Raw genomic sequence first — 26,135 nt, 5'->3', positions numbered from 1 at the left:
CGTGGCGCCGCCCACGCGCGAGGCGACGACGCGACGCCTCGCCGCGCTCGCCCTCGTGTTGCCGGCGGCGTGCTCGCGCGCGCCCGCGCCCGAGTCGCTCGGGGCGAGCGGCGGCGGGCCGAGGCCGGCGGCGCGGGCCGCCGGCGCCGGTTGGAAGCTCGTCCACCACGAGACCTTCGATGCGCCGTTCCAGGAGCCCGCGGCGTGGACCGAGGATCGGTATGGCGACGAGAGCCCCTATCACGTCGATGTCTTCGACGAAGATGGTGAGTTCTTCTCCGCGCAGGGCGGCGAGGTGTTCCGGGAAGGCCTGGCGAGGTTCCGATCGTTCCGGAAGTCCTTCACGTATGGCGAGGGTGGCTGGCTCACGGTCGAGCTGTATGGCCGCGACAGCGACCGCGACGGCGTCCCCGAGACAGGCGGCCGCTTCGAGGCGGCGGGCGGCAAGGCGAGGCTCGTCTCCACCCGCCACTACGACGGCGCGATCCTCCGCTCGACCGCGCCGCTGCCCGCGCGGTACCGCGTGGAGGTGACGGTCTCGAACATCGACTTCGGCGGCCTGCGCGAGGGCAGCTGGACGCACGGGGGCAAGACCAACGGCTACGACGGGGACGAGCTGGCCGACCCGTGGCGGTTCGGCGATCACAGCGCCGCGCCGCGGTCGGCGACATCCGATAATGGTGTTTACTTTCTCTGCATCACCGATTATCCGCGGCCGGCCCCTCACAACAACGTCTTCATCCATCACCACCGGAAGGTCGTGATGGACACCGACAGCAACTTCGGCGAGGACGGCCCCTGGTCGCAGGTATGGAACCCCTCGACCGGCCGGGCCGAGCAGGACGGATCACGTTATGTGAGCATGATCTGGCTCCGCGGCGACGCGTTCGGGAGCCCGTGGACGGGAAATGGGTTCACGTCGTACACCGCCGGCGGGTGGAAAAACGGCCCCATCTTCGTGGACAAGTACCTCGACAGGGAGGCTTACGTGGTCACCGTCGAGCGCGACGGCCGGGGTTATGCGATGTCCGCGGCGGGCAGGTTCCACCACGGCGGCAGCACGACGTACGCCGCGCGGAGGGATTTCCGCGAGCCGCCGGTGACGTGGCACTACAACCAGCGCCCCGACGAGATCGAGGCGGAACACCCCAACGAGACCGTCGACTTCGGCAAGACCTTCGAGACCTGGCCGGCGGGGTCGGCCTACCCGGATCACTTCTTCTTCGGTGATCCGCACATCAATTATTACGAGGGCACCGCCGAGTTCGACGACGTGAAGCTCTATCTGCCGGACGACGGGTAGCGCCCGCTCCGGCGGGCGGCGCTGGCCGGGCGCGGCTCCGGCGGCGGTCTCACCCGGACGAGCCGGCCCGGAGCCTCCGGTCGAGCGCGTTCACTTGGGCGTGCACCCCGCCGAGGGCTTCAGGAGCGGTCCCGATGTGCAGGAGTCCAGGCCGAGCCGGAGGTCGGCCACCAGGCGATCGAGCGCCTGGAGGAGCGCCGGCGCCTCGGCGTACTCGTAGAGGTGCGACGTCTCGAGACCATCGCGGCGCAGGCGCACCGACGTCGCGCCGCCGTCGGCGCAGTCAGGGCAGCCGTAGCGGTCGTCGAGGGCGGCGCCCGAGAGCGCGTCCTCGATCTCGTCGAGCGTTCGCGCGCCTTCGTCTGTAAGCATCGCCAGGTTCGAGCGGGGACAGCCCTGGTCGCGTGTGCAGGCCGTGAGCGAGAGCTCCGCGCCGTCGCGGGACACCGTCGTGATGCACTCGCCGGCGCAGAGACCGAAGGAGTATTTCGTGGAGAGCCAGATCCCCTCGGCGTCGGACGGAGCGCCGAGCGACTGTTGCCCAGGCGCTGGCTCCTCCTCGGCGCCGAGAGCGCAGCCGGCGGCGAACGGGAAGCTAGCGACCAGCGCAAGGACCTTGAAGAGCGTGTTCGGTTTCATGCCAGCGTCAGACGGCAACCGCTGTGCCACGAGCCCGGACGCCGCGTGTGGCTCCGGTGCGAGCAGCGCGCTGCGGCCGGGCAGAACAAGGCTGCACGCCCGCCCGGTTGCGCGAGGCAGGCGAGCTCGCCGGAACGCGGCGTGCGGCCTGGCTCAGCCTGCGCAGCGGCATGAATGTCAGACCTCGCACTTTGCGCGAGCGAAGCGGCGCTGATCCCACGGCAGCTCGATGCGCTCGCCGGCAGGCGTCTCCACGGTGACCGGCGCCGCGCGCCGGCGCCGGCTCAGCCGGCCGCGGCCGCGACGATGTCGCGCACGAGCGCGGCCACCTCGTCCGGCTGCGACAGGAACGGAGAGTGGCCCGCGTCGAGGCGCCGCACGTGCCTCGCGCGCTGCGACATCGCCTCCTGCACGAACACCGGAATGGCGTTGTCGCGCTCGCAGATCACGTAGGTGGAGGGCAGCTCCTGCCAGGCCGCGGCCCCCAGCGGCTCCGTGAAGGACACCTTGGACTGAGGCCGCAGCGCCGCTGCCGCGGCGGCTGCGACCTCGTCGCTGCAGTCGTTGTAGAAGATGTCGCGCGCGCGTTCGGGCAGCATCGTCCGGCCGTCCGAGGAGGTGATCCACCATGGCGGCTCCTGGCCTCCGATCGCCGAGAGCAGGGATTCCCCCGGGCCGAGCATGAACGCGCACAGGTAGACGAGGTGGGCGACGTTGCCCGCGCGGGCCGCCACCTCCGTGACCGGCAATCCCCCGTAGGAGTGCGCGACCACGACGGCCTCGCCCGGCGCCTCGGCCAGCGCCGCCCGCACCACCTCCGCGTCCGCCGCGAGGCCGTCCGCGGCGGGCCCGACGCTCCGCAGCTCCGGCACCCGGACGTCGAGCCCGCTGCCGAGCAGCCGACACGCGACCTGGGACCAGCAGGACGGGCCGTGCCAGGCGCCGTGGACCAGTACGACCGATGAGATCTTGCGCATGTGCTCCTCTCCTCCGCTGCTCACGGCGGGACCGAAGGACGCTATCCGACCCCCTCGAGCGACACCAGCGCGCGTCGCCCGCGGCGCCGAGCCCGCTCTCCCCGCGCCTCCGCCGGCCCCCGCGCGCCTCCGCCGGCCCCCGCGCGCCTCCGCCCGCCATCCCGCGGGGATCCCGCTGCGCCGCGCCGCCCCCGCGCCGCCCCCCTCGACCGCGGCGCGGGATGGATGTATACCAATAGTCGGAACGTCATTCCGAATAGTGGAACTGGCATGGAGCGATCCGGGACGGTCGACAAGGCGGTGCGCGCCCTCGAGGCGCTGGGCGAGGGCGACGGCAGCGCTTCGCTCTCGGAGCTCGCGGAGCGGCTCCGCATGCCGAAGGCGACGCTGCACCGGCTGCTCGCGTCGCTCGCCGCGCACGCGCTGGTGGAGCAGGACGGGGAGGGGCGCTACCGGCTCGGCGTCGGCCTCATCCGGCTCGGGCTCGGGGCGCAGGGGCTCGACGCGGTCGCGCGCGTCGCGAGGCCCGAGCTGGAGCGGGCGGCGCGCGCCTTCGGCGAGACGTTCTTCCTCGTCGCCGCGCGCGCTGGCAGGCTCGTCGTGCTCGACAAGGCGGAGGGCACGGGCCTCCTGCGCGCGGCGCCCACCGTCGGGGCCGAGGTGCCGCTCGACGTCACCGCGAGCGGCCGGCTCTACCTCGCGCACGCGCCCGAGCTCGTGGGCGCCTCGGGCGCGGACCCGGCCATGCTCCGCGCCGCGCGGCGCGCGGCGAAGCGCGGCTACGACGTCAACGAGGGGGAGTGGATCGACGGGCTGACCGTCATCGCGGCCCCGGTGCTCGCGCGCGGCGGCCTGCACGGCTGCGTCGCCTGCGCCGCGGCCGCCCAGAGCCTGCGCGGCGATCGCCGTGACGCCGCGGTGAATCACACGCGCGACGCCGCCGAGCGGGTCGCGCGCGCCCTCCAGGGCGAGGGCAGGAGGTGAACGGCATGAAGACATGGATCGATGGGCGGATCGTCGACGCTGCGGACGCGACCGTGAACGTGACCGATCACGGGTTGCTCTACGGCGACGGCGTGTTCGAGGGCATGCGCGTCGCGGCGGGGCGCGTCTTCCGGATCGAGCGACACCTCGCGCGGCTCGAGATCGGCGCGAGGGCGCTCGGCATCGCGCTCCCGCGCTCGCTCGACGGGCTCCGCGCCATCGTCGAGGAGACGGCGCGCGCGCACGGCCAGCCCGAGGCCTACGTGCGCCTCGTGGTGACGCGCGGCGTGGGCCCGCTCGGCGTCGACCCGACGACCTGCGAGCGGCCGGGGCTGTTCTGCATCGTGGGGGCCATCCGCCTCTTCGACGACGAGCAGCGGCGGCGCGGCCTCGAGCTCATCACGTCGAGCCACAGGAGGCCCAACGCGGACGCGCTCGACATGCGGATCAAGAGCCTGAACTACCTCGGCTCCGCGCTCGCGAAGCTCGAGGCGAGGCAGCGCGGCGCCGACGACGCGCTGCTCCTGAACGCGCGGGGTCACATCGCCGAGGCCTCCGTGGCCAACGTATTCGCGCTCCGCGGCGACGTGCTCGCGACGCCGCCGGCCACCGACGGGTGCCTCGAGGGCATCAACCGCGCGGCCGTCATGGAGCTCGCGCGCGGCATCGGGCTCACGGTCGTGGAGCGCTCGATCGGGCGGCTCGACCTCTTCGCCGCCGACGAGGCGTTCCTGACGGGCACCGGCGCCGGCGTGATCGCCATCCGTGGCCTCGACGGGCGCACCATCGGCCGCGGCGAGCGCGGCCCTGTCACGGCCCGCCTGACCTCGCTCCACCGGCAGCTCGCCGAGACCGAGGGCGCCCCGTTCATCGCCGCGCCCGGCGGCCCGGGTTGACCGGTTCCCCTTTCGTCACTCGGCACGTCGGCTCGCCCCTGCTCCCGCGAGACGTGGCCGCCGCGCGGGAGAGCGCGTCAGCTGTCGCGGGCGATCTCCGCGAAGACGCCGCGCAGCCAGGTGTGCGCCGGGTCCTTCGCGTGCCGCTCGTGCCACACCTGATCCACCGAGAACCCGCCGAGCTCCACGGGCGGCTTCATGACGTGCAGCTCCTCCATCTCCGCGAACACGCGCGCGATGCGCGCCGGCACGGTCAGCACGAGATCGGTCTGGGCCACGATGTGGGCCGCCACGAGGAAATGCGGGATCTGCAGCGCCACGCGGCGCGAGAGCCCTCGTTCGGCGAGGACCTCGTCCACCCGGCCTCCGCCCTCGCCGCGCGGGCTGATGAGCGCGTGCGGCAAGCTCGTGTACGTCTTGAGCGTGAGCTTGCCCCGGACCGCGGGGTGGCTCCTCCGCACGACACACATGTAGCGCTCCTCGATGAGCCTTTGCCGGTAAAACCCCGCGGGCAAGGCGGGGAGCAGGCCGATCGCGAGATCGACCTTGCCTGTCTCCATGGCGCTCCACATCTCGCTGTCGTAGGGGCGCGCGACGAGGTCGATGAAGGGCGCCTCGGAGACGAGCTTCTGCACGAGCCGCGGCAGCAGGATGAGCTCCACGTAATCGACCGTGGCGACGGTGAACGAGCGGCGCGCCGTCGCGGGCTCGAAGCGAGGGCTGCGCGCGACCGTCGCCTCGATCTTGGCGAGGGCCTCACGGATGGGGCCGATGAGCTCCTGCGCGCGCGGCGTCGGGATCATCCCCCGCGGCGTGCGCACCAGGACGGGATCGTCGATCAACACGCGGAGGCGCCCGAGGGCGTGGCTCATCGCCGACTGGCTCAGCCCGACGCGCGCCGCCGCGCGCGTGACGTTCCCCTCCGCCAGCAGGGCGTCGAGGACGACGAGCAGGTTCAGGTCGATGGAAGCGAGATGCACGGAATGCATGGGGCCCATGCTACTAATGAGTTGGAAGGGCGCCATCGGCCGACCTAAAGGTTGGCCATTGAGCCGGCACGGTCACTGACCTCACCGAGAGCGGTGGGGGGATGCCGCCGGCCTTCGCGCCCATGCCCCGCTTCGATCTCCCGAGCACGCCCGCGGAGCCGGGCTCACGGCTCCTCCGCGCGCCCGCTCCGCCCGCCGTCATGGCGATACCCGGCGATGCCGCAGGCCGATCCGCCGGGGAATGTCGTCTCGTGGTCCTGTTTGTAAAGGTTCATTAAGAAGTCAGAATTGTGCTGCGAGCGTCCGTGAGCATTGCTGTGTCTGGTCCGGTCCGCTAAGTAATCGCCGCCTGAGATCGCCTGTGGCCCGATCCCCGTAGGGGGTCGTATCGAGGCACAGCGGCCCGAGCGCGCTTGTCGCATGGAGCGCGCGAGGGCCGGGCCTCGAGCCTCCGGCGTGCCTCCAGCGCCGCGCGGATGGCCTGGATCGGCCATCTCGCCCGCGGCGCCGGCGCCACGTCGGCCGCCGGCCGTCGGCGCAGCGCCAGGTCGGTTTCACCTGTGTTTCCCCGGCGCTGCCGCCGAACGGCGCGCCGCATCCATGAACGCCGTGGTTCGAAATCGGTGTCGAACAACCGCAACAGGAAGAGAGAGCGTCATGCCAAGTCCGAGATTGAGTTCCTTGATCCTCGCTCCCATCGTCTCTGTTTCTCTCCTCGCCTCGTGCGCCCCCGCCGCGCCGGAGGGCGAGGTGGAAACCCTCGGCGCCGCGTCGAGCGCGCTCACGGCGCAGCAGCGGCTCGCGGCGTGCGACCAGGATCCTCGCGTGATCGCCGGGCTCGTCACGCGGGAGATCTGCGCGGGGGCCGACATCTTCTTTCGCGAGACCTTCGAGGGCAACGGCCGCTCGTGCGGGACGTGCCATCCTGTCGGAAACAACTTCACGATTGACATCCCCTTCATCGACGCTCTGCTCGTGGATAACCCGCTCGACCCGCTGTTCGTCTTCGAGCAGGACCCGGGGCTGACCGAGCTCGAGACGCCCGAGCTGAAGACGCTCGGCCTGATCCGCGAGAACATCGACGGCTTCGACGATCTCGACAACAAGTTCTCGATGCGCGCGGTCCCCCACACGCTCTCGCTGGCGACGAGCATCACGCCGGATCCGGTGGACGGGATAACGAGCCCGCCGGTCCATCGCACGGGCTGGTCGGGCGACGGCGCCCCGGGCACCGGCTCGCTGCGCGAGTTCCTCACCGGGGCGATCACGCAGCATTACCCGACGGATCTCGGCCGCGAGCCGGGGGTGGCCTTCCGGCTCCCGACGGAGCAGGAGCTCGATCTGACGCTCGCCTTCCAGGTGAGCCTGGGCCGGACGAACGAGCTCGACCTCACGCAGGTGAACCTCGCCGATCTCGAGGCGAACGAGGGGCGGCAGGCGTTCCTCGACCCGGCGCGGGGCCGCTGCAACGTGTGCCACTCCAACGCGGGCGCGAACCACCTGGACACGGGGCGCAACCGCAACCTGGACACGGGCACACGGAAGGCCCCCGCGACAGGCACCATCGGCGCGTTCGACGGCGGCTTCGGCGGCTCCGGGCTGGCGTCGCCCAACATCGATGTCCTGGACATCGGCTTTCTCAACGGGTTCGGCGACGGCACGTTCAGCACCCCGCCCCTCATCGAGGCCGTGGACACGCCGCCGTTCTTCCACACGAACGCCTTCGGGAACCAGATCGAGGGCGCGGTGGCGTTCTATCTGTCGGACTTCTTCAAGAATTCGCCGGCCGGCCTGGAGCTCGAGGCGCGGTTCGGGAGCCCCGTCCAGTTCCCCGACTCCGACATCAACAAGATCGGCCGCTTCCTTCGTGTCCTGAACGCCGCGTTCAACATCGACCTCGCAAAGCAGCGCCTGAACGCCGCCCAGGTGCTCGTCCAGCAGTTCCACGACACGCGGGCCGACGTCCAGCGGCGCCTGATGGAGCTGGCCGAGGCCGAGATCGACGACGCGCTGGAGGTCCTCGCCGTCGGCGGCACGCCGCTGCACCCCGTCTCCACGGATCGCCTCCAGCTGGCGAAGACCGAGATCGCGGCGGGCCTCTCGGCGGCGACCTGGTCGCAGCGCCAGGGCCGGATCTCGAACGCGATCTCGCGCGTCCAGAACGCGCGCGATCAGTTCGGATCGAACATCAACTTCCAGCTCGGCAAGGGCAACCTGATGTACTAGCGGAGCGCCAGGAGCCCTGTCAGGGCGCTGGCCCGGCGGTCGGGGCGACACGCGGGCCGCGCCACGGGGTTCGTGCCCCCGCCGCTGGCGAAGGCCGCACAAATCGGTAGCTTACGGGCCCCGGCATGGCCGGTATGTCAGGTGCCCTGCGCTGATGTTGTCCGGTTCACGTCCTGATGTCGGTTCCCTCGCTTCGTCTGAAACAGGGCGCTCCCGCGAGGGGGGCTCGCTCCTGCTGCGGCTCCTCGAGCTGAGCTGGGCGTACCGGGGGCGCGTCCTCCGTGTCCTCGGCTACCAGATCGTCCTGCTCTCGCTGGGGCTCGCCGGGCTCGGCCTGACCGGCCTCGCCATCGACATCCTCCGCCATCGGCTCGATCCGTCGAACCGCCTCCCCGATCTGCCTGTCGGCCTCGGGCGGCTGGTCGACGCCGAGCGTGAGCCCATGCGCGCGGTCCTCTCGATCGGCGCCGCCATCCTCGCGATGGCGGCCGCGCGCGCGGTGATCAACTACGGTTACGCGCTCTCGGTGGGCTACCTCGTCCACATGGAGATCGTCCCGGATCTCCGGGCGCGGGTGTACGACAAGCTCCAGCGGCTGAGCTTCCGGTTCTTCGACGCCAACAAGAGCGGCTCGCTCATCAACCGCGTCACCGGCGACGTGCAGCTCGTGCGCTCCTTCGTGGACGGGGTGCTGCTCCCGAGCGTCATCATGGTCCTGTCGCTCGGCGTGTACGTCGCGTACATGCTCCGCGCGCACGTCCTGCTGACGCTCGCGTGCCTCGCCCCGGCGCCGCTGCTCTGGATCGCGAGCACGCTCTTCGCCCGGTGGGCGCAGCCCGCCTACCTGCGCAACCGGGAGCTCGTGGATCGCATGGTCCTGAGCTTCACGGAGGGGCTGCATGGCATCCAGGTCATCAAGGGGCTCGGGCGAGAGCGCGAGGCCCACCGCCGCTTCGACGAGCGCAGCCGCGAGGTGCGCGAGCAGCAGCAGGAGACGTTCCGGACCGTCAGCGTGCTCAGCCCGATCATCGATCTGCTCGGGCAGGTGAGCCTCGTCATCCTGCTCGGCATGGGCGGGCTGCTCGTCACGCGCGACCGGATGACGCTCGGGCAGCTCGTTGTGTTCGCCGGCATCCTGCAGCAGTTCTCGGGGCAGATCGCGAGCATGGCGACGATCGTCAACACCGCGCAGCAGAGCTTCATCGGGGCGAAGCGCGTCTTCGAGGTGCTCGACACCCCCGTCGAGATCACGAGCCCCGAGGCGCCGGCGCGCCCTGCGCGGGTGGAGGGGCGCCTCGTGTTCGAGCGCGTCACGTTCGGGTACGATCCGGAGAGGCCCGTCCTCCACGACGTCCACCTCGACGTCGCGCCCGGGCAGTTCGTCGCGGTGATCGGCCCGACCGGCGCGGGCAAGAGCACGCTGCTCAGCCTGATCCCGCGCTTCTACGATCCGACGTCGGGCCGCGTCCTCCTCGACGGCGTCGACCTCCGGCGCCACGACCTCGACCAGATCCGGCGGCGCATGGGGGTCGTCTTCCAGGACAACTTCCTCTTCAGCAACACGGTGGCGGCGAACATCGCGTTCGGCGCCCCGCACGCGACGCGCGAGCAGATCGAGCGCGCCGCGGTCATCGCCTGCGCCCACGAGTTCATCCGGGAGCTGCCCGAGGGCTACGACACCGAGCTCGGCGAGGCGGCGGCCAACCTCTCGGGCGGCCAGCGGCAGCGGCTGGCCATCGCGCGCGCGGTGCTGCTCGACCCGCCGCTGCTCCTGCTCGACGACCCGACCGCGGCGGTGGACGCGAGCACCGAGCGCGAGATCCTCGACGCGATCCTCAGCGCGACGCGGGGGCGGACGACGATCATGGCGACGCACAGGGCGCACCTGCTCCGCCGCGCGCACCAGGTGATCGTGCTCGACCGGGGCCGCATCGCCGAGCGGGGGACCCACGAGGAGCTGCTCCGGCGGCGCGGCCACTACGCGAGCGCCCTCGCGCTGCACGACGCCCACGCCCTCGGGCCGCAGGCGGACGACACCCCCTCGCGCCGCGCCGCCGCGGGCGCGCGCCCCGCCGAGGACCCGGCGTGAGCCGCGGGGCCAACGCGCCGAGCCGCCCCGCGACGGCGTCGGGGGCGGCCCGCTCCGCGGCCGAGGCGGCGCCGATCGACGCGCGCCTCGGCCTCGCGCGCGTGGCGCTCGGGGACGAGCCGGACCAGCACCACCGCACGCTCGATCTCGGGCTCGCGCGGCGCGTGTTCGCCTTCACCCGCCCGTACGCGCGCAAGCGGAACGCGCTCTTCGCCCTCGTGGTGGTCAGGTCGATCCAGCTCCCGATCCTGACCTGGGCGGTCGGCGCCATCATCAGCGGCCCGGTGGCCCGGCGCGACGCGCGCGCCACGCTGCTCGCCGTCCTCGGCTTCGCGGCGCTCGTCCTCTTCACCGAGATCGTCTTCCACTACCGCGCGCGGCTCGCGCTCGAGCTCGGCGAGGCGGTGGTGTTCGACATGCGCGATCGGCTGGAGAGCCACCTCCTGCGCATGCCGATGCGCTTCTTCGTGAAGACGAAGGTGGGGCGCCTCATCGGCCGCATGACGTCCGACATCGACGCGATCCGGGTGGCGGTGCAGGACGTCGTGTTCGTGAGCACGGTGAACCTCGGCACCATGGCGGTCGCGATGGCGCTGATGGCCCACGCGCACTGGCAGCTCTTCCTCGTGGTGGTCGCGATGGTCCCCGTCTTCTGGGGGCTGATCGTCTATTTCCACAAGCGCCTCGGGGCCGCCCACCAGCGCGCGCAGGAGAGCTTCACCCGCGTGACCGCGACGCTCGCCGAGTCGGTCACGGGGGTGCGCGTGACGCAGGGCTTCGTGCGGCAGGACATCAACGGCGGGCTGTTCCGCGCGCTGATCTTCGACCACTCCCGCTACAACATGGATGCGGCGCGCCACTCGGCGACGTTCCTCCCGCTCCTCGAGTTCAACGGGCAGCTGTTCCTGGCCGTCCTCGTGGTCGTCGGCGGCTATCAGGCGCTCCACGGCGCGCTCGAGCTGCGCGTGCTCGTGGAGTTCTTCTTCCTCGCGAACCTCCTGTTCAACCCGATCCCCGTCCTGGGCAATCAGTACAACCAGGCCCTCACGGCGATGGCGGGCGCCGAGCGGCTCTTCCGCGTGCTCGACACGGCGCCCGACTGGCCGGACGAGCGCGGCCTCCCGGCGCTGCCGCCCGCGCGCGGCCGGGTCGTGTTCGAGGGGGTCCACTTCGCGTACGATCCAGGCAAGCCGGTGCTCCACGGCGTCGATCTCGTCGCCGAGCCGGGGCAGATGATCGCGCTGGTCGGGCACACGGGCAGCGGCAAGACGTCGATCCTGAACCTGCTCGCGAAGCTCTACCTGCCGACGGCGGGGTCGATCACCGTCGACGGGCACGATCTCGCGGCGACCTCGTCCGCCTCGCTGCGCGCGCAGCTCGGGCTGGTGCTGCAGAGCAACTTCCTCTTCAGCGGGACGGTGCTCGACAACGTGCGCCTCGGCAGCCCCGCCGCGACGGACGCCGAGATCCGCGACGCGGCGCGAGGCCTCGACGTGCTCGACATGCTCGACGCGCTGCCGGACGGCCTGCGTACCGAGGTAGGCGAGCGCGGGGCGGCGCTGTCGCTCGGGCAGCGGCAGATCGTGTGCTTCCTGCGCGCCATGGTCGCCAATCCGCGCATCGTGCTGCTCGACGAGGCGACGAGCGCCGTGGACGCCCTCACCGAGGCGCGGCTGCAGGCGGCGCTCGGGAGGCTCTTGCGAGGGCGGACGAGCTTCGTCGTGGCCCACCGGCTGAGCACGATCCGGCACGCCGATCGCGTCGTCGTGCTCGACCACGGGCGGGTCGTCGAGCAGGGGACGCACGCGGAGCTGCTCGCGCGGGGGGGAGCGTTCGCGGCGCTCCACCGGGAGCTCATGAAGGATGGGCCGGCCCCCGCGGAGGGAGCGCGCGGCGTCAGAAGGTCAGGCGACCTCTAGGCGGACAGGGACGTTGTTGCGGGTGGCGTTCGAGTAGGGGCAAACCTGGTGCGCCTTCTCGACCAGCTGCTCGGCGTGCGAGCGCTCCAGGCCCGGCAGCGCGATCCGCAGGCCGATGTCGAGGCCAAACCCGCCCTCGGAGCGCGGGCCGATGCCGACGGTCGCCGTCACGGTGGCCTCGGCCGGGATGCGGGCCTTCTCCTGCGCGGCCACGAACTTGAGGGCGCCCAGGAAGCAGGCCGCGTAACCCGCCGCGAACAGCTGCTCCGGGTTGTTCCCCTCGCCCCCAGCGCCGCCGAGCTCCTTCGGCGTCGAGAGCTTGACCTTGAAAGCACCGTCGGCAGTGGCAGCGTGGCCATCGCGGCCGCCATGGGCCGTGGCTTGCGTCGTGTACTTCACGTCAACAGGCATTGGAGCGTTCCTTTCGTGGCGATGAGCCCGGTCACGGGCAGCGCGTCCCCGCCGGGCACGGCCCGACCGGGCCGCGCCGTTCGGGGATGCTCCCATAGGGCCCACGCTCCTCCCGGGCAACCGCGGGAGGAGGCGCCACCCGGAAATCACGCCCGGCATCGACCGCGCGGCGTCATCAGCCTGTCATCAGCTTGTTGCAGGCAGCTTGCAGTCCCGACAGCCGTCGAGCGACGCAGAGGCGCTCCCCGCCACATCACGTGAGCTCAAGGGCGCGTCGATGTGCGCGCCCGGCGGCTCACCGCGCGCCCCCGGCGCTGCAGCGGGAGAGCGCGTAACGCAAGGCGCTCTGGAGCACGCCGAAGGTCTTGAACCCGCCGTCCGCCGCGCCGAGCTCCGTCATCGTCCGCGCGATCTCGGGCGAGATCCCGGAGACGAGGCAGCTGCTGCCGAGGAGGTTCGCCGCGCGCACCACGGCGAGGAGGTGCGCCACGGTCGCGGCGTCCACCGCGTTCACGCCGGTCAGGTCGAGGACGGCGAAGCGCGCGCTGGTCCGCACGATCTCGGTGAGGAGCCGCTCCATGATGTCATTCGCCCGCCCGGTCTCCACGGTCCCGATGATCGGCAGCACGAGGACCCCCTCCCACGCCTGGATGATGGGCGTGGACATGGCGCGCATCGTCTCCTGCTGCTGCCGCATCCGCGCCTCGGCGCGCTCGCGCTCGGCGTTCTCCGCCGCGAGCAGGCGGTTCTTCTCCTCGAGCTCCTCCGCGTGGATCGCCCGGCGATGGAGCGCCTCCCTGAGCTCGGCCTCCAGCTGCTTGAAGGGCGTGATGTCCCTGATCGTGATCGCGACACCGTCGCTCAGCGGGATGACCTGATGCTGGAACCACACATCCTTGTGCACTGGACCCTCGCTCTGCTCCTCCTCGAGGAGCCGCTCGCCGGTCCGAACGACGCGCGCGTACTTGTCCAGCTGCTGGCGCGCGGCGGGCGAAAGCTCGCTGAGCCGCTTGCCGACGATCTCCTCGCGGGGCATCGATATCCCCGTGAGGGCCCTCTGGTTGGCGTCGGTGATCACGAAATCCACGGGTGTCCCGGCCTCGTCGAACACGCTCCGGAGCACGAAGAAGGCGTCCAGGCTCCCTTCGACCGCCGCCCGGAACCGGGACTCGGCCTCGAGCAGCGACTCCTCCGCGCGCTTGCGATCCGTGATATCACGAGCGACGAAATAGACGAGCTCCTCCTCCGTGTGAACCGACGAGTTCCACTCGATCCACCGGTAAGAGCCGTCGCGACACCGGTAGCGGTTCGTGAACGTCACGCTGCCGCTACCGCCGAACACCTGCGCCGACTCGGCCAGCGTGCGCTCTCGATCGTCGGGGTGCACGAAGTCGATGAACGGCGTCGACAAGAGCTCTTCGCGCGAGAACCCGAGCGTGCGCTCCCACGCCTGGCCAATCCGCTTGAGGCGCCCGTCGAAGCCGGCGGTGCCGATCAGATCCACGGACATCTCGAAGAAGCGCCCCACCTCGTCCGTTTGCCACGCTTGTTTCATGGTAAATTTCACGGCTACCAGATCCGGCGTCCGTGATCGAGCCTCTGGCGCGACGCGAGCCTCAGCGCGGCGGACGCGCCTGCAAATGGTCGGGGGGTGTGTGCTGGACGGCCGCGCTCCTGGTCAGTCGCCCTCAACGCCTGAAGGAGAGAGCCCCCGATGAAGCCCATGACCATGCTGGTTTCCCCGGGCTTCACCGCGCTTGAGATACCGCGCTCGCCCGGCGGGGCCGGTCAGCTCGTGCGGAAGGCGCGGTAGAGCTCGTCGCGCCACGCGACCAGGTCGTCGTAGCGATCTCTCAGGTCGGGGTCGGAGAAGCACCGGCGGCTGGCGGCGCCGAGCTTCAGCTGGGCGGGCGGCGCGACGTTCACGAGGACCTGGCTCATCGCGATATCCGCGAACGTGAAGCGGCCGAGGAGCGTCCGAGGCGCGTCTCCGGACGGCGCCGCCCGCGCGAGGGTCTCGCGGATCTCCTCCAGCACGGCGACCTGCGTTTGCATGTGCGCCTCGCCGTCGATCTTGTCGCTGTCGTACTTGCGGAGGGTGCGGGCGACCCCCAGCGCCCCCAGCCGCGAGGCGAGGGGGCCGAGCGCGCGGCGGACCGGCCTCGGCGCCATCTCGGCGAGCGCCTCGTCGTCGGCCAGCATGCGTGTCAGCGCGCGGGCGCGCCCGGCGGCGAGGCCGCGCTCCGAGAGATCGATGAGCCGCGCGATGTCGGCCTCGTGCTCGACAGGGAACAGGGTCGGTCCCGCGCCGCGCCCGTCGGCCCAGCGCGCGATGTCGGCCGAGTCCCCGAGCACGCGCCCGTCGTCGGTGGTGAGAACCGGCACCGAGACACGGCCCGTGAGCCGGCGGAACTTCACCCGGAGCGCCGGCTCGCCGACGAGCGGCTGGTAGTGCCGGAAGGTGTAGGGGACGCGCCGGACGTCGAGCGCCCAGCGGGCCTTCTCCGTCCACGGCGAGAAAACGAGGCCAAGTAGCTCGGTCATGGCGCCGGCAGGCTACCACACACCGCCTCGGGCCGATCGCTCGCGGGCAGAGATGCGGCGTCGGTGGGCCCTCGGGCTCACCGCGAGCGATCTCACGGGCAGGCGTCGGTCTCGTCGATCTGGATCACGAGGTCGTGCGTCCGCCCGAGGGGGTGGCGGTAGAGGAAGTCGAAGGTCGACTCAGGTCCTCAGCTCGTCGGCGACGCCGAGCGACGCGTGCAGCGCCTCGCGTGCGCCGCGGCAGAGCTCGGGGGGGGCGCGCGGTGGCGCGGGCGCGGACATGGGGGCGCTCCGGGGCGGGACGTGTCCAGGCGCGGCACGAACGTCAAGGCGGCCCATCCAGGGCGCCTCCCGTGGGGGCGCCTCCGCTCGTGGCCAGGCGTCCGTTTTTCCGTCGTTTACGCCGTCAGGGGCCCGGAGATCGGCATACCCCGTGCAGCCACAGCGCCTCATGCGCTCCGGTGTGCGAATCCATCATCTCAACTGCATCTCGACCTGTCCGGTCGGCGGCGCGCTGATGGACGGGCGGACCCTGGGGCTCCGCGGGAGGCTGACGTGCCATTGCTTGCTCCTCGAGACGGAGAGCGGCCTGGTCCTCGTGGACACCGGGCTTGGGCTGCTGGACGTCTCGATGGCGAGGAAGCGGCTCAGCCGGTTCTTCCTCTTCCTCGTGCGACCGGAGCTTCGCGCCGAGATGACCGCGCGCCGGCAGATCGAGCGCCTCGGCCTTCGGCCCGAGGAGGTCCGCCATATCGTGCTCACCCACCTCGATTTCGACCATGCCGGAGGCCTCGACGACTTTCCTGGAGCCCAGGTCCATCTGCTCGCCGACGAGCGTGACGCCGCGGTCGCGCAGCGGACGCTCCTCGACCGGATGCGCTACCGGCCGGCTCAGTGGTCGACGCAGCCGAGCTGGATTGCCTACCCCTCGGGCGGTGGCGAGCGCTGGTTTGGCTTCGAGGGCGCGCGGCCGGTGGGGGGGTTGAAGGACGAGGTGCTCTTCGTCCCGCTCATCGGTCACACGCTGGGCCACGCTGGCGTGGCTATCCGGAGCGATGGCGGCTGGCTGCTGCTCGCCGGCGACGCCTACTTCTATCACCGAGAGATGGACCCGGTTCGGCCGGCGTGCACGCCGGGTCTGCGTTTCTATCAGTTCATGATGGAGAAGGACCGCGGCGCGCGGCTCGAGAACCAGCGGCGGCTGCGCGCGCTGCGCGAGGAGCGCGGCCACGAGGTAAGGCTCGTGTGCTCTCATGACGTCGTGGAGTTCGAGCGCATCACCGGACGAAGCCATGCTGTGCCGGCCGGAGCGGGGAGGGGCGTGTCGGAGCCACCGCTGTGGACCCCCGCTTCGGTCGCGGGGTCGCGCTGACCGCGCACGGCAGGCCAGGGCGGTTCGTGATTACATCGCATCCCGGCGCGGCGCCGCGCCCACCGGAAGCGTGAAATGGAACGTCGTGTGGCCCCCCTCGGGGCTCTCGACCCAGATCCTGCCGTCGTGGGCCTCGACGAGGCGCTTCGCGATGTACAGGCCGAGGCCGAGGCCGACCACGCGCTCCTCCTTCGCCTTTCCCCGGAAGAAGCGCTCGAACAGGAGCGGGAGGTCCTGGGCCGGGATCCCGCGGCCGCTGTTGCGGATGGAGATCTGCACCGCGTCGTCGCGCCGCTCCAGCGTCACCTGTATCGGCGTCTCTGGATCACCGTATTTCACGGCGTTGGAGATGAGATTGGCGAGCACCTGCTCGACGCGCCCGGCGTCTGCGTGCACGATCGGGATCTCCCCGCGGCTCTCGACGTCGACAGCGCGCCCCTCGGTCTCGCTCTCCATCCGCTCGACGACCGCCTCCACGAGCGCGCGCGGGTCGACAGGGGCGCGCTCGGTCGCGAGGCGACGCGACTCGATCTGGGAGATGTCCGTGAGATCGGAGACCATCCGCCCGAGCCGCTTGGCGCTCGCCAGGATGTGCCCCGCCCTCGTCTTCACCGCGGTCGTGACCTGGGGCTTCCGTTCGAGCTGGGTCGCGTAGCCGATGATGGTCGTCACGGGCTGCTTCAGGTCGTGCGCGACGACCGACGTCCACTCTTCCTTGAGCCGCTCGAGCTCCTTGAGCCGGGTGATGTCGTCGAAGACGACGACCGCGCCGAGCAGCTTGCCGTTCCCGTCGACGATGGGGCCAGCGCTCGCGAGCACCGCCAGCATGCTGCCGTCGGCGCGCCGGAGCGACAGCTCCCTCGAGCTCGTGACCTCGCCACGCAGCGCGCTCGCCGACGGTTGCTCCTCGTCCATGAGGGGCTGCCCGTCGGGCAGACACAGGCGCCATGCGCCCGGGGGCCCGGGCGGCGCGTCTGTCCCGGCGAGCTCCTGGGCGCGGCGATTCCGGGCGATCTGCGCGCCGGCCCGGTCGAGGAGGAGGATGCCGACAGGCGAGCGCTCGATGACCGCGTGGAGCCAGCGCCGCTCGGCCGCGAGCTGTCCGAGGAGCTGGTCGCGCTCCTCGTCGGCGAGCTTCTCCGTGGTGACGTCGCGCGAGATGCCGATCCCGGCGATCGGGTTTCCGTGCTCGTCGTGCTGGATCGTGATGTGGGTCGAGACCCAGCGGGTCCGGCCGCTCCTGTCGATGATCCGGAAGGTGAGCCGGCCGCCGGCCGCGGCCATGTGCTCGACGAACGCACGATAGCGCCCGACGTCCTCGGGATGGATCAGGGTGACGAACAGCTCGGGGTTCTCGTACCAGGCCGCGGGCGGATAGCCGGTGTGCTCGAGGACGGCGGGGTTGATGTACTCGTAGCCCCCCTCCGGGCCGAGCCGTACATGGAAGATGACGTCGCTCGCGTGCTCCGCGATCATCCGCAGGCGCTCCTCGCTGAGCCGCAAGGCGCGATCGGCGCGCCGCTGCTCGGTGATGTCGAGCGCCGTGCCGATCATCTGTAGCGGAGAGCCGTCCTCGGCGCGGATCACGTCCGCCTCGGTGTGGAGAAAGCGCTCTTCGCCGTTCGGGCGGACGATCCGGTAAACGATGCAATAGGGCAGGGTGCCCTGGAGCGCGAGGCCGATGGAGCGTATCACACGCTCGCGGTCCTCCGGGTGGATGCAGGCGAGGAACCGCTCGTACGTGAGCGCGCCGGCGTCGCGGGACAGGCCCAGCATCCGATAACACTCGTCGGACCAGAGCAGCTCGTTGCTCGGAATGTGCCAGTTCCAGTTGCCCAGCTTCGCCAACCTCTGCGCGCGGGCGAGGCTCTCCTCGCTCAGCCGGAGCGCGGCCTCCGTCTGCCTGGCTTCCGCGAGCGTCGCGTGGAGCTGCTCGCGCGCGCGCTCGATCTCGTGGTTCTCCCGCTCGAGCTCCTCGATCCGCGCGCGCTGGGCGTGCAGCTCGGGGGCGGTGAGCGCCATCCCGAAGACGCTCGACAGGGCGCCCGCGATCTCGACCTGCTCGGTCTGCGGGAGGGCGGGCTGCGCCGTGGCGCAGAGCAGCACCGCGCGCAGGGTGCCGGCGAAGGCGATGGGGATCGCGAACGCGTGGGTGCAGCCGCAGCGTCGGCGCAGATGGCCGGCGTCGAGGAGCGCGTCGGCGCTCTCGTCCTCGGGCGCGACCTGCGCGATGTTCGAGCGGGCGGCGGCGCCGGCGAGGCTCGGGGCGTCGAGCGGCAGGCGCCGGAGGGCGTCCAGCGAGCCCGCGCTGCCGCCCGCGCAGGCGACGAGGCCGAGCGTGGGCGGCGCCTGCGCGACATCGTAGAGGCAGGCGATGTCGACGTGGAGGAGGCGCACCGCCGCCGCCACGATCGCTTGCTGCGGACTGTCATCGCCGGCGCGCGAGAGGGCCATCGACGCGTCGGCCACGGCGCGGGCGAGCGTGTCGCCCGACGCCGGCGGATCCCCGCGGTGTCGCTCCCTGGACGGTCCACCCCGTTCGGCTCCGCGCCCTCTGTCGTCGCTGTTCAATCCGCCCCTCGCGCGTTCTACCCGGATCCTGGTGAGCGCGAAGCGAGACTATCACGAGCCTTCGCGCCGCAACCTGGTTCACGCGGCCGTCCATCGCGGCGGCGCGACCCCGCGGCGGCGCGACCCAGGTTGCGGCGCGGCGTGGACCCGACCCAGGTTGCGGCGCGGCGCGGCGGTGGCTCCGACCAGGTTGCAGCCGCATCGCATCGCGGACTGACCGCAACCCAGGTCGGGCTAGTCGGGCTAGTCGTCGTCGCAACGGCTCCAGCTCGGGTGGCGGCCCGCCAGGCGGCCGCCACCCACGAAGCTTGGTCGCGCAGCGAAATGATTGATGAAAATCCCTGGCACGGCGCTTGTCTTATTGCGCCTGTCATGAGCCAGCCCCGCGAGATCGCTGCCGGAGCCACGTACCTCATCACCCGCCGTGTCCTGCGCCGGCACCTGCTCTTCCGCCCGGATGCGGCAATCACCCAGCTCTTGGTCTACGTCCTCGCGGTGTCGACCCGCCGTTACGATATCGAGGTCCATGCGCTCTGCGCCATGTCAACGCATCTGCACCTGGTCGTGACCGACCCGAGGGGCGTCCTGCCGCGGTTCTTGCAATTCTTCCATCGCGTCGTCGCGCTCGGCACGAAGGTGCTTCGCGGGTGGGAGGGCCCGGTATGGGACCACGAGGCCACGAGCGTGGTGCGGCTGCTGACGCGCGCAGCGGTGGTGGAGAAGATTGCTTATGTCATGGCGAATCCTGTCGCCGCTGGCCTGGTGCAGCATGCTCGCGAGTGGCCGGGCGCCAAGGTGGATGTGGACGAGCTCGGTCGCGGCGTGCTGCGCGCGGCACGACCTTCGGTGTATCTCGACCCGGAAAACCCCCAGTGGCCCGAGGAAGCGACGGTCTCGCTCGCGCTGCCGCCGGCCATCGAGCAGGACAGCGCGGAGGGCTTTCGCCAGGACGTCTCTGCCGAGCTCGAGCGACAGGAAGCGCGGGCCCGCGCGGAGGTGCAGCGGCGAGGACTTCGCTTCTTGGGCGCCGAGAGAGCCTGCAAGGTGTCCCCTTACGAGCGCGTGACGAGCTTCGAGCCGCTGCGCGACGGCAATCCGACGTTTGCGGTGGGTCGCGAGCAGGGAGATGCGTGGCGAATCGCTGGTGCCGCTGTACGTGCGTTTCGAGCGTCGTACCGTGCGGCGCTGGAGCGATGGCGTGCCGGCGTACGCAGCGCGGTGTTCCCCGCGGGGACGTGGTGGATGAGCACGTTTCACGGCGCCAGCGTGGCCGACGTCGTGCTCACGGTGTAAAGCCCTAGCGGCGCCGTGGCAGGGAGGTGGGCGGGACAGGCGAGGTCATCATTGCCTTGTCGTGGGGCGCCTCCGTATGGGGGCGGTGGTGTGGACGGACGAGTCTCGTGCAGCGGTGTACCCGTGCCTTCGTACGCCTTCGTACGTCTGCGGGCGGTGCCGAACGCACAGGAAGCGGCGTCAGGGGCAGAGTGCTGTACGCGATGGTTGGCAGCGCGGAATGATTCCTCTCGAAAGGTGGACCCATGGGATAGTCATTCCGAGGTGGGTTGCCGCTGCGCCCCGGCCGCAACGCAACCTGGCCGCATCGCAACGTAGGTCGGTCGTTTTCGGGCGTGGCGCCGGCGCGGCGGCGGCGCGGCGCGGCGCAACCTGGGTAAGGCGTTTATGTACGGAGGACTACCACTTCACCCCCGTGCGCGTGAAGGCGCTCGAACCCGCGGCGCAGATCGTCGCCGGTGCCTACCCTACCTGCGCGATTCTCAGGAACGGTAATACCGCGTGCTGGGGCGACCACGACGCGGGCCAGCTTGGCGGCGTTTCCATCGGCTCACTGAGGACCTCCCCGAGGTGGGTCTCGCTCGCCGCGGACCCTGTGCGTCTCGCCACTGATCCGTGGCACACGCGCGCGCTCTTCGACGAGGGGAGGGGCAGGTGCTGGGGGGATGACGTGGGCGGCTCCCTCGGCGTCCTGCCGGCGGGCTGCACCGACATTTCCGGGGGGCGCGGACGTCGTGGCTGGTGGGCGTTGCCCGGTGCTACCGCGCAACGTGCCCGGCCTGGAGGGCGTGGTTGAGCTCGCGGCCGACGGGCTCGTGGAGGCGGACGATCCGTCGCTCGAGTTCACGTGCGCCGTGCGCGGTGCCGACACCGTGGTCTGCTGGGGTGACAACCGGAGCCACCTGCTCGGCTCGGCCACCGGGAGGAGCGAGCCCGCGCTCGTCGTTCCTTTCCTTCCTCAACCTGGGTGGGTTCCCGGCGAAGCGCAGGCGTGCGCCCTCGACGCGCAGGGTGACGTGTGGCGCTGGGGAGACGGCGCCGTCGGAGCTGCCCGCAAGGAGGGCGTGCGCGGCGCGGCCGACGTTGCGGCGGGCGACGGCGCGACTGACGTTGCGGCGGGCGGGCGGGCGGCGGGCGCGTGCCACAGCTGCGCTGCGCTCGGAACGGGACAGGTGGCGTGCTGGCATTGTAACCTCAACGGCCAGAGCGGCAGCGGGCCCATCGTCGACTGCGCCGACGAGGTCCTCGTCGTCACCCTCGTTGAGGGCGTCGCCGGTGCGAAGGCCGTCGTCGCCAGCGGGCGGCACGGCTGCGCGCTGCTCGACGACGGCGGCGTCGTGTGCTGGGGCTCCAAATAGAGCGGCCAGCTCGGCTCCGAGGAGACCAACCTGGTCTCCGCGCCGGTGCTGGCGGCGCTCGACGTGCGCGCGGTCGCCCTCGCTGCCGGGCGAGAGCACACCTGCGCGCTCGACGAGCAGAGTGGGGTGTTCTGCTGGGGCGGTGACGGCCAAGGTCAGATCGGGACCGGGCGACAGTGATGCGCGCCGCGTGGTTCCTCGCGGCCGTGGCAGGGATGGCCGCGCCCTCGCCTCGGGTGCTGCTCTCGCCGATCCGGTGCGGCCCTTTCAGATGGATCTCGCCTTCGGCGCGCGCGGGCAGCGGCGTACGGGTCTTGGCGGGCAGGCTGTTTCTCGGCTGGTGCGGGTCTACCGGCCCCGACAGCGCGTCGTGGGTCCCGTACTTCTCCGCGGGGCTCTCGGCGAGCGTAGGCTCGACCGACGTTGACGATCGCCGCCGGCTTTGCCGGCGAGAGCAGCCCGATGAACCACTACGTCTATCTGGCCGTCGCGCCGGTCTACCTCGTCGCCGGGACGCTGAGCGACAGGCTCCCCGAGGCCGGCGGCGCGCTCGGCGCGCGCGGCCCTCGGCCTGCCCGTGAAGTGGCGCATGATCTTCGGGAGCCGGGACGAGCGGCTGTGCGACGGCAAGGACGACTGCCTGCTCGTCGATGCCCTGCGCTTCCTCGTCCCCAACCACGTCGAGCTCGCGTACGAGAACGTGGCCGGCGCGCCGGCTGAGCGGGGCGGCGGGTACAGCTTCTGAAGCGCGCCGGCGCTTCCCGCGCCCTCACCCCTCGAGATAGGAGCCGAGCTCTCGCTGCCGCGAGCGCGTCCGGAGCTTCTCGAGCAGCTTCGCCTCGATCTGACGGATGCGCTCCCGCGTCAGCGAGAACGACTGCCCGATCTCCTCGAGCGTCTCGTCCTCGTTGCCGTCGAGGCCGAAGCGGCGCCGCAGGAGCTCGCGCTCACGCGGCTGCAGCGAGTCGAGCAGCTCGCGCGTCTGCTCGATCAGCCGACGCCGGGCCAGCATGTCCGCGGGCGTGGGCTCGTCGTTGGCCAGCAGATCGCCGTACCGGGTATCGCCCTCCTCGCCGACGGGGGCGTCGAGGCTGAGCGGCTCGAGCGCGAGCTCGCTGATCACCCGCACCTTCTCCACGGTGAGGCCGCTGCGCTCCGCGATCTCCTCGACGGAAGGCTCGCGCCCCCGCTCCTGCACCAGATCTCGCCGGGCGCGCACCACCTGGCTCCGGATCGCGGTGAGGTGGACCGGCATCCGAACGGGCTTTCCCTGGTTGAGGATCGTCCTCTTGATCGCCTGCTTGATCCACCACGCGGCGTAGGTGCCGAAGCGGTGGCCTCGGCGGTACTCGAACTTGTCGGCGGCGCGGATCAGACCGAGGTTCCCCTCCTGCACGAGGTCCAGCAGCGGGACGCCGAAGCGCTGGTGCTCCCGCGCGATGGCGACCGCGAGCCGGAGGTTCGCCTGGACGAGCTCGGACTTCGCCTGCGCGACGGCGCGGCGCCCCCGGGCGATCGCCGCGATCGTGGCCTCGATCGCGGCGCGCTCCGCCTTGTCCGCCTCGGCCGCTGCTGCGCGAAGGCTCCGCTCGATGCGCTCCTCGAAGGTCGGATCGAGGCGCAGCTCGGCGAGGCCCGCGGCGAGGCCCGCGAGGGCGGTCTCCACGCCGTCCTCGGTGATCTGCCGGCCGAGGAGCGAGCGGGCGAGATCGAGCAGCACCGCGAGCCGCTTCGCGCAGGCGTCCGCCTCGGGATCACCCGCGTCGGCCTCGCACAGCAGATCCCGGAGGCTGAGCGCCCCGACCTGGACGTCCTCCGCCGTCGAGGCGAGCTCGCGCAGCGCGACGGGCGACCGGACCCACGCCTCGAAGCAGGCGAGCGCGCCCGCCTCGATACGACGGCCGATCGCGACCTCGCCCTCGCGCGTCAGCGGCTGGCTGCCGGCGAGCGCCCGGAAGTAGAGCTCGGTCGCGCCGAGCGTGGTTTGCGCGCCGGCGGCCTTCGCGCGCCGAGCTGGCGCGCGCTCGCCCGCGCGTCCACCCGCGGAAGCGATGGAAACGGGATGACTCGATTCGGACTCGCTCGTCGAGAGCGAGGGACGGAACCTCATTCAATGCGCTCCAGTGTTGCCGCTGCGTCGTACCCGACCGCGAAGGGTGTGAGGGGGCACGATCATCAATGCGCCTCGATATCCTAACCGCTGAGGACGTAAATAGGAAAACGAATCGACCGCCGACATGGCGCATTTTCACGGCGTTTTTCGGTGTTGTTGCCCCGCTCGGCGCGGCCCGTTCTCGTTGTCCTGGGATGGTGGCGCGCGCGTGTGCGTTGCCGGACGAGCGGACGTCGCCGGACGAGCGGACGCGTTCCGCTCGATCGCGCTGCGGGGCGGAGGAGCGGGCGTTGGAGGGCGCGACGTGAGGGCGCTGGCGGACGGCGTCGAGAGGGGGAGCTCTTGACCCGACGGGGGCGGCCTCGGAGGGGGCGGAGCGAGGTCGCCGCCCGTCGGGTGGAGCGGCCGCGACGGGGCGGAGTGCTCCGAGACGGCAGCGGACGGCAACGTAGGTCGGAAGAATCGGCAACGTAGGTCGGAAGAATCGACCCTTGCGCGCGGCGGCGCTGCTGCTGAGCCGCGCTTGGGGGCGATGCGCTTCGGGCACGACGCGGAGCGTCCTGCGCGCCGCTGGCCCTGCGCCGTTCGAGCAGCGGTTGCTATGCTCCACGCCCGCGCTGCCCTCCGGAGCGCGCAGTAGCCATTCCACCGAGGAGCGACGCGCATGATCCAGATCTTCGGCACGGCCAAGTGCAAGGCGACGCGGGCGGCGCAGCGGTTCTTCGCCGACCGGGGCATCAAGGTGCAGCTCGTCGATCTGCGCGAGAAGGGTCTCTCCAAGGGGGAGCTCGCCAGCGTAGCGCGCGCGGTGGGCGGCGTGCGCGCGCTTTACGATGCGGAGAGCGCGCGGGTGAAGGAGCGAGGCCTCCAGCACCTCGGCCCGAGCGATGAGCGGATCGCGGAGCTCCTCGTCGATGATCCGCTCTTGCTCCGCACGCCCATCGTGCGCGACGGGACGCGCGCCTGCGTGGGCGCGGCCGAGGCGACCTGGAGGGCCTTCGCGGACGCCGCGAAGGGCGGGTAGCGGAAGGGCGGGCGAGGGGATCGGGGGAGGCTGGGCTCGCGCGCGGGCCGAGGCGACCTCGAAGGGAGCGCGGTCATGCCGCGACTCGCGTCGCCGCCTCGTCGCTGGTGCATGCGCAACGATTGTGCCAACGCCGAGGCGGCAGTCAGCGCTCGGGGCGCCTCTCCTCGACGTGGTGCCGTCGACGCTCCACGCGATGCTTCTTCGCCGGCTTCGCTGGCTTCGCCGGCCTGACCGAGGCCCCCGCCTTCACCGTCGCCCCCGCCCTCACCGAGGTTGCCGGCCTGACCGAGGTTGCCGGCCTGACCGAGGTTGCCGGCCTGACCGAGGCCCCCGCCCTGACCGTCGCTGCCGGCCTGACCGTGGTTGTGCGGTGCACGTGGTGATGCTGATGGTGATGGTGGCCGTGTCGCTCGAAGCCGACGCGGTAGCGGACCAGGGCGCGTGGCTCGTCCCGGTAGTACACCCAGCCGTGGTGCGACGGGTAGTACCAGCGGCCGTCCACGTAGTAGACGTAGGTCCCGCGGTAGTACACGCGCGGGTAGGTCTCGACGTGGACCGGCGCCGCTGCGATGTGAACGACCGGCTCCTCGTACACCGCGAACTCCTGGTACGTGACGGTCGCATGCGCCGGCGCAGCGGCCCTGGTGTGGACTTCTGCCGCGCACCCGGTCGCGCCGAGGAGCGCGAGCGCAACGAGCGCGACCAGCACGACGAGCCTGCTGCTGCGCGGCTGAGCGCGCGCCGCAGCTCTGGGGGAGGAAATATCGAGGCCTGGCACGTTCATCTCCATGGGGGGTTCACAGGAGCAACTGCGGTGCCACCCGGCGAAGGCGGAGCGCCGCCGCGTGGCACCGCAGGGCGCCGCTCGCTGGTATAGCGCTTGCTGCCGTGCCGCGCATCGGCGCGACAGCGCCAGACTTGGATAAAGGAAGGCGATCCTCATGAAACTTTCGAAGGTGCTCACCGGCCTCGCTGGCTGCGTCCTCGCCACCGCTTCGCTCACGGGGTGCATCGTCGTCGATCATGACGATGACCACGATCACCTCACGCGCGGCTCGCTCACCGTCGCCCTGACCATCGACGGCAGCGACGACCCGTGGGCGTGCTTCGATCACGACGTGAGCGGGGTCGCGGTCAGCGTCGAGGACGAGGATGGCTTCCTCGTCCTCGAGGCGGTGGGGGACTGCGATGATTTCGGCCTCACCATCGACGGCCTCTCCGAGGGGTACTATGACGTCGATGTCTGGCTCGTGGATTTCGACGGAGACGCGATGAGCGATATCGTGCGCGTCGAGAGCGTCGACGTGTTCGACGGCGCCGACACGGTTGTGGAGGTCGACTTCCCGTGGACGTGGATCGACGCATGACGCGCGCGGCTCGCCTGAGCGACCGCGCGCAGGCGCCTACTCGACCGCGATCGCGGT

Annotated in this window: 22 protein-coding genes; 13 read left to right on the top strand and 9 right to left on the bottom strand. The window is 71.4% G+C overall.

Translation table 11 applies throughout. The annotated features are described in order from the left end of the window. Position 1 precedes the first annotated feature (1 nt). The gene (locus ACSRUE_RS00670; RefSeq protein ID WP_441289335.1) at positions 2–1,303 is read left to right on the top strand and encodes a hypothetical protein; all 1,302 of its coding nucleotides are present in this window, start codon (positions 2–4) and stop codon (positions 1,301–1,303) included. A 90-nt stretch (positions 1,304–1,393) separates the two neighbouring features. Here ACSRUE_RS00670 and ACSRUE_RS00665 read toward each other — a convergent pair whose 3' ends face one another. Together ACSRUE_RS00665 and ACSRUE_RS00660 are read right to left on the bottom strand one after the other, a co-directional pair. After that, the gene (locus tag ACSRUE_RS00665; RefSeq protein ID WP_441289334.1) at positions 1,394–1,942 is read right to left on the bottom strand and encodes a hypothetical protein; all 549 of its coding nucleotides are present in this window, start codon (positions 1,940–1,942) and stop codon (positions 1,394–1,396) included. A gap of 284 nt (positions 1,943–2,226) precedes the next feature. Then, complete coding sequence (locus ACSRUE_RS00660; protein WP_441289333.1) at positions 2,227–2,919, bottom strand: alpha/beta hydrolase; 693 nt, start codon at positions 2,917–2,919, stop codon at positions 2,227–2,229. A gap of 270 nt (positions 2,920–3,189) precedes the next feature. Between ACSRUE_RS00660 and ACSRUE_RS00655 the strand changes: the two genes are divergently transcribed. Next, positions 3,190–3,903 carry an IclR family transcriptional regulator gene (locus tag ACSRUE_RS00655; protein WP_441289332.1) on the top strand — a complete coding sequence of 238 codons (714 nt, stop codon included), beginning with the start codon at positions 3,190–3,192 and terminating at the stop codon, positions 3,901–3,903. A 5-nt stretch (positions 3,904–3,908) separates the two neighbouring features. Then, a complete protein-coding gene (gene ilvE, locus ACSRUE_RS00650; RefSeq protein ID WP_441289331.1) occupies positions 3,909–4,799 on the top strand; it encodes a branched-chain-amino-acid transaminase in 891 nt (296 codons plus the stop codon). A gap of 77 nt (positions 4,800–4,876) precedes the next feature. Here ilvE and ACSRUE_RS00645 read toward each other — a convergent pair whose 3' ends face one another. Further along, positions 4,877–5,788, bottom strand: coding sequence for a LysR family transcriptional regulator (locus tag ACSRUE_RS00645; protein ID WP_437762155.1), 912 nt, complete (start codon positions 5,786–5,788; stop codon positions 4,877–4,879). Between the two features lie 681 nt (positions 5,789–6,469). Between ACSRUE_RS00645 and ACSRUE_RS00640 the strand changes: the two genes are divergently transcribed. From ACSRUE_RS00640 to ACSRUE_RS00630, 3 genes are all read left to right on the top strand, one after another. Continuing rightward, entirely contained in the window at positions 6,470–8,014 is a 1,545-nt protein-coding gene (locus ACSRUE_RS00640; protein ID WP_441289330.1) for a hypothetical protein, read from the top strand. Positions 8,015–8,168: 154 nt separating this feature from the next. Further along, a complete protein-coding gene (locus tag ACSRUE_RS00635; RefSeq protein WP_441289329.1) occupies positions 8,169–10,103 on the top strand; it encodes an ABC transporter ATP-binding protein in 1,935 nt (644 codons plus the stop codon). Then, a complete protein-coding gene (locus ACSRUE_RS00630; RefSeq protein WP_441289328.1) occupies positions 10,100–12,022 on the top strand; it encodes an ABC transporter ATP-binding protein in 1,923 nt (640 codons plus the stop codon). Before ACSRUE_RS00635 ends, ACSRUE_RS00630 begins: the two co-directional genes overlap by 4 nt. On the opposite strand, the gene ACSRUE_RS00625 is transcribed toward ACSRUE_RS00630, so the two are convergent. The 3 genes from ACSRUE_RS00625 to ACSRUE_RS00615 form a co-directional block, all read right to left on the bottom strand. Then, positions 12,008–12,433: an organic hydroperoxide resistance protein gene (locus ACSRUE_RS00625; protein ID WP_441289327.1), complete on the bottom strand. Its 426-nt coding sequence runs from the start codon at positions 12,431–12,433 to the stop codon at positions 12,008–12,010. The two genes, ACSRUE_RS00630 and ACSRUE_RS00625, sit on opposite strands and share 15 nt — an antisense overlap. A 295-nt stretch (positions 12,434–12,728) precedes the next feature. Continuing rightward, the gene (locus tag ACSRUE_RS00620) at positions 12,729–13,988 is read right to left on the bottom strand and encodes a PAS domain S-box protein (protein WP_441289326.1); all 1,260 of its coding nucleotides are present in this window, start codon (positions 13,986–13,988) and stop codon (positions 12,729–12,731) included. Between the two features lie 233 nt (positions 13,989–14,221). Next, the gene (locus ACSRUE_RS00615) at positions 14,222–14,977 is read right to left on the bottom strand and encodes a glutathione S-transferase (protein WP_441289325.1); all 756 of its coding nucleotides are present in this window, start codon (positions 14,975–14,977) and stop codon (positions 14,222–14,224) included. A 463-nt stretch (positions 14,978–15,440) separates the two neighbouring features. Between ACSRUE_RS00615 and ACSRUE_RS00610 the strand changes: the two genes are divergently transcribed. Further along, positions 15,441–16,349, top strand: coding sequence for an MBL fold metallo-hydrolase (locus ACSRUE_RS00610; protein WP_441289324.1), 909 nt, complete (start codon positions 15,441–15,443; stop codon positions 16,347–16,349). A gap of 30 nt (positions 16,350–16,379) precedes the next feature. Here the strand turns inward: ACSRUE_RS00610 and ACSRUE_RS00605 are convergent, their stop codons facing one another. After that, positions 16,380–18,818, bottom strand: a complete 2,439-nt coding sequence (locus ACSRUE_RS00605) for a PAS domain-containing protein (RefSeq protein ID WP_441289323.1) — start codon at positions 18,816–18,818, stop codon at positions 16,380–16,382. A 474-nt stretch (positions 18,819–19,292) separates the two neighbouring features. Between ACSRUE_RS00605 and ACSRUE_RS00600 the strand changes: the two genes are divergently transcribed. The 4 genes from ACSRUE_RS00600 (at position 19,293) to ACSRUE_RS00585 (ending at position 22,316) form a co-directional block, all read left to right on the top strand. Further along, complete coding sequence (locus ACSRUE_RS00600; protein ID WP_441293046.1) at positions 19,293–20,213, top strand: transposase; 921 nt, start codon at positions 19,293–19,295, stop codon at positions 20,211–20,213. Positions 20,214–20,968: 755 nt separating this feature from the next. After that, a complete protein-coding gene (locus ACSRUE_RS00595; RefSeq protein WP_441289322.1) occupies positions 20,969–21,571 on the top strand; it encodes a hypothetical protein in 603 nt (200 codons plus the stop codon). A gap of 45 nt (positions 21,572–21,616) precedes the next feature. Then, positions 21,617–21,751, top strand: coding sequence for a hypothetical protein (locus ACSRUE_RS00590; RefSeq protein WP_441289321.1), 135 nt, complete (start codon positions 21,617–21,619; stop codon positions 21,749–21,751). Between the two features lie 409 nt (positions 21,752–22,160). After that, positions 22,161–22,316, top strand: a complete 156-nt coding sequence (locus tag ACSRUE_RS00585; protein ID WP_437762145.1) for a hypothetical protein — start codon at positions 22,161–22,163, stop codon at positions 22,314–22,316. A gap of 24 nt (positions 22,317–22,340) precedes the next feature. Here the strand turns inward: ACSRUE_RS00585 and ACSRUE_RS00580 are convergent, their stop codons facing one another. After that, on the bottom strand, positions 22,341–23,681 hold the full coding sequence (locus ACSRUE_RS00580; RefSeq protein WP_441289320.1) for a sigma-70 family RNA polymerase sigma factor: 1,341 nt from the start codon (positions 23,679–23,681) through the stop codon (positions 22,341–22,343). Between the two features lie 667 nt (positions 23,682–24,348). Between ACSRUE_RS00580 and ACSRUE_RS00575 the strand changes: the two genes are divergently transcribed. Further along, on the top strand, positions 24,349–24,708 hold the full coding sequence (locus ACSRUE_RS00575) for an arsenate reductase family protein (protein ID WP_441289319.1): 360 nt from the start codon (positions 24,349–24,351) through the stop codon (positions 24,706–24,708). Positions 24,709–24,853: 145 nt separating this feature from the next. Here the strand turns inward: ACSRUE_RS00575 and ACSRUE_RS00570 are convergent, their stop codons facing one another. After that, entirely contained in the window at positions 24,854–25,501 is a 648-nt protein-coding gene (locus ACSRUE_RS00570; protein WP_441289318.1) for a hypothetical protein, read from the bottom strand. Between the two features lie 151 nt (positions 25,502–25,652). On the opposite strand from ACSRUE_RS00570, the gene ACSRUE_RS00565 reads away from it, so the two are divergent. Continuing rightward, a complete protein-coding gene (locus tag ACSRUE_RS00565) occupies positions 25,653–26,078 on the top strand; it encodes a hypothetical protein (protein WP_441289317.1) in 426 nt (141 codons plus the stop codon). Positions 26,079–26,135 lie beyond the last annotated feature (57 nt).

This window comes from Sorangium sp. KYC3313 (genome assembly GCF_052075895.1).
In the GTDB taxonomy this organism is placed as follows: Bacteria; Myxococcota_A; Polyangia; order Polyangiales; family Polyangiaceae; genus Sorangium; species Sorangium cellulosum_B.
This window is presented reverse-complemented; position numbering and strand designations above follow the sequence as displayed.

Bases quoted from the DNA above. Each gene is read 5' to 3' on its own strand.
- ACSRUE_RS00665 (WP_441289334.1), bottom strand. From the start codon at position 1,942: ATGAAACCGAACACGCTCTTCAAGGTCCTTGCGCTGGTCGCTAGCTTC.
- ACSRUE_RS00660 (WP_441289333.1), bottom strand. From the start codon at position 2,919: ATGCGCAAGATCTCATCGGTCGTACTGGTCCACGGCGCCTGGCACGGC.
- ACSRUE_RS00655 (WP_441289332.1), top strand. From the start codon at position 3,190: ATGGAGCGATCCGGGACGGTCGACAAGGCGGTGCGCGCCCTCGAGGCG.
- ilvE (WP_441289331.1), top strand. From the start codon at position 3,909: ATGAAGACATGGATCGATGGGCGGATCGTCGACGCTGCGGACGCGACC.
- ACSRUE_RS00645 (WP_437762155.1), bottom strand. From the start codon at position 5,788: ATGCATTCCGTGCATCTCGCTTCCATCGACCTGAACCTGCTCGTCGTC.
- ACSRUE_RS00635 (WP_441289329.1), top strand. From the start codon at position 8,169: ATGTTGTCCGGTTCACGTCCTGATGTCGGTTCCCTCGCTTCGTCTGAA.
- ACSRUE_RS00625 (WP_441289327.1), bottom strand. From the start codon at position 12,433: ATGCCTGTTGACGTGAAGTACACGACGCAAGCCACGGCCCATGGCGGC.
- ACSRUE_RS00620 (WP_441289326.1), bottom strand. From the start codon at position 13,988: ATGAAACAAGCGTGGCAAACGGACGAGGTGGGGCGCTTCTTCGAGATG.
- ACSRUE_RS00615 (WP_441289325.1), bottom strand. From the start codon at position 14,977: ATGACCGAGCTACTTGGCCTCGTTTTCTCGCCGTGGACGGAGAAGGCC.
- ACSRUE_RS00600 (WP_441293046.1), top strand. From the start codon at position 19,293: ATGAGCCAGCCCCGCGAGATCGCTGCCGGAGCCACGTACCTCATCACC.
- ACSRUE_RS00585 (WP_437762145.1), top strand. From the start codon at position 22,161: ATGATCTTCGGGAGCCGGGACGAGCGGCTGTGCGACGGCAAGGACGAC.
- ACSRUE_RS00580 (WP_441289320.1), bottom strand. From the start codon at position 23,681: ATGAGGTTCCGTCCCTCGCTCTCGACGAGCGAGTCCGAATCGAGTCAT.
- ACSRUE_RS00575 (WP_441289319.1), top strand. From the start codon at position 24,349: ATGATCCAGATCTTCGGCACGGCCAAGTGCAAGGCGACGCGGGCGGCG.
- ACSRUE_RS00570 (WP_441289318.1), bottom strand. From the start codon at position 25,501: ATGGAGATGAACGTGCCAGGCCTCGATATTTCCTCCCCCAGAGCTGCG.
- ACSRUE_RS00565 (WP_441289317.1), top strand. From the start codon at position 25,653: ATGAAACTTTCGAAGGTGCTCACCGGCCTCGCTGGCTGCGTCCTCGCC.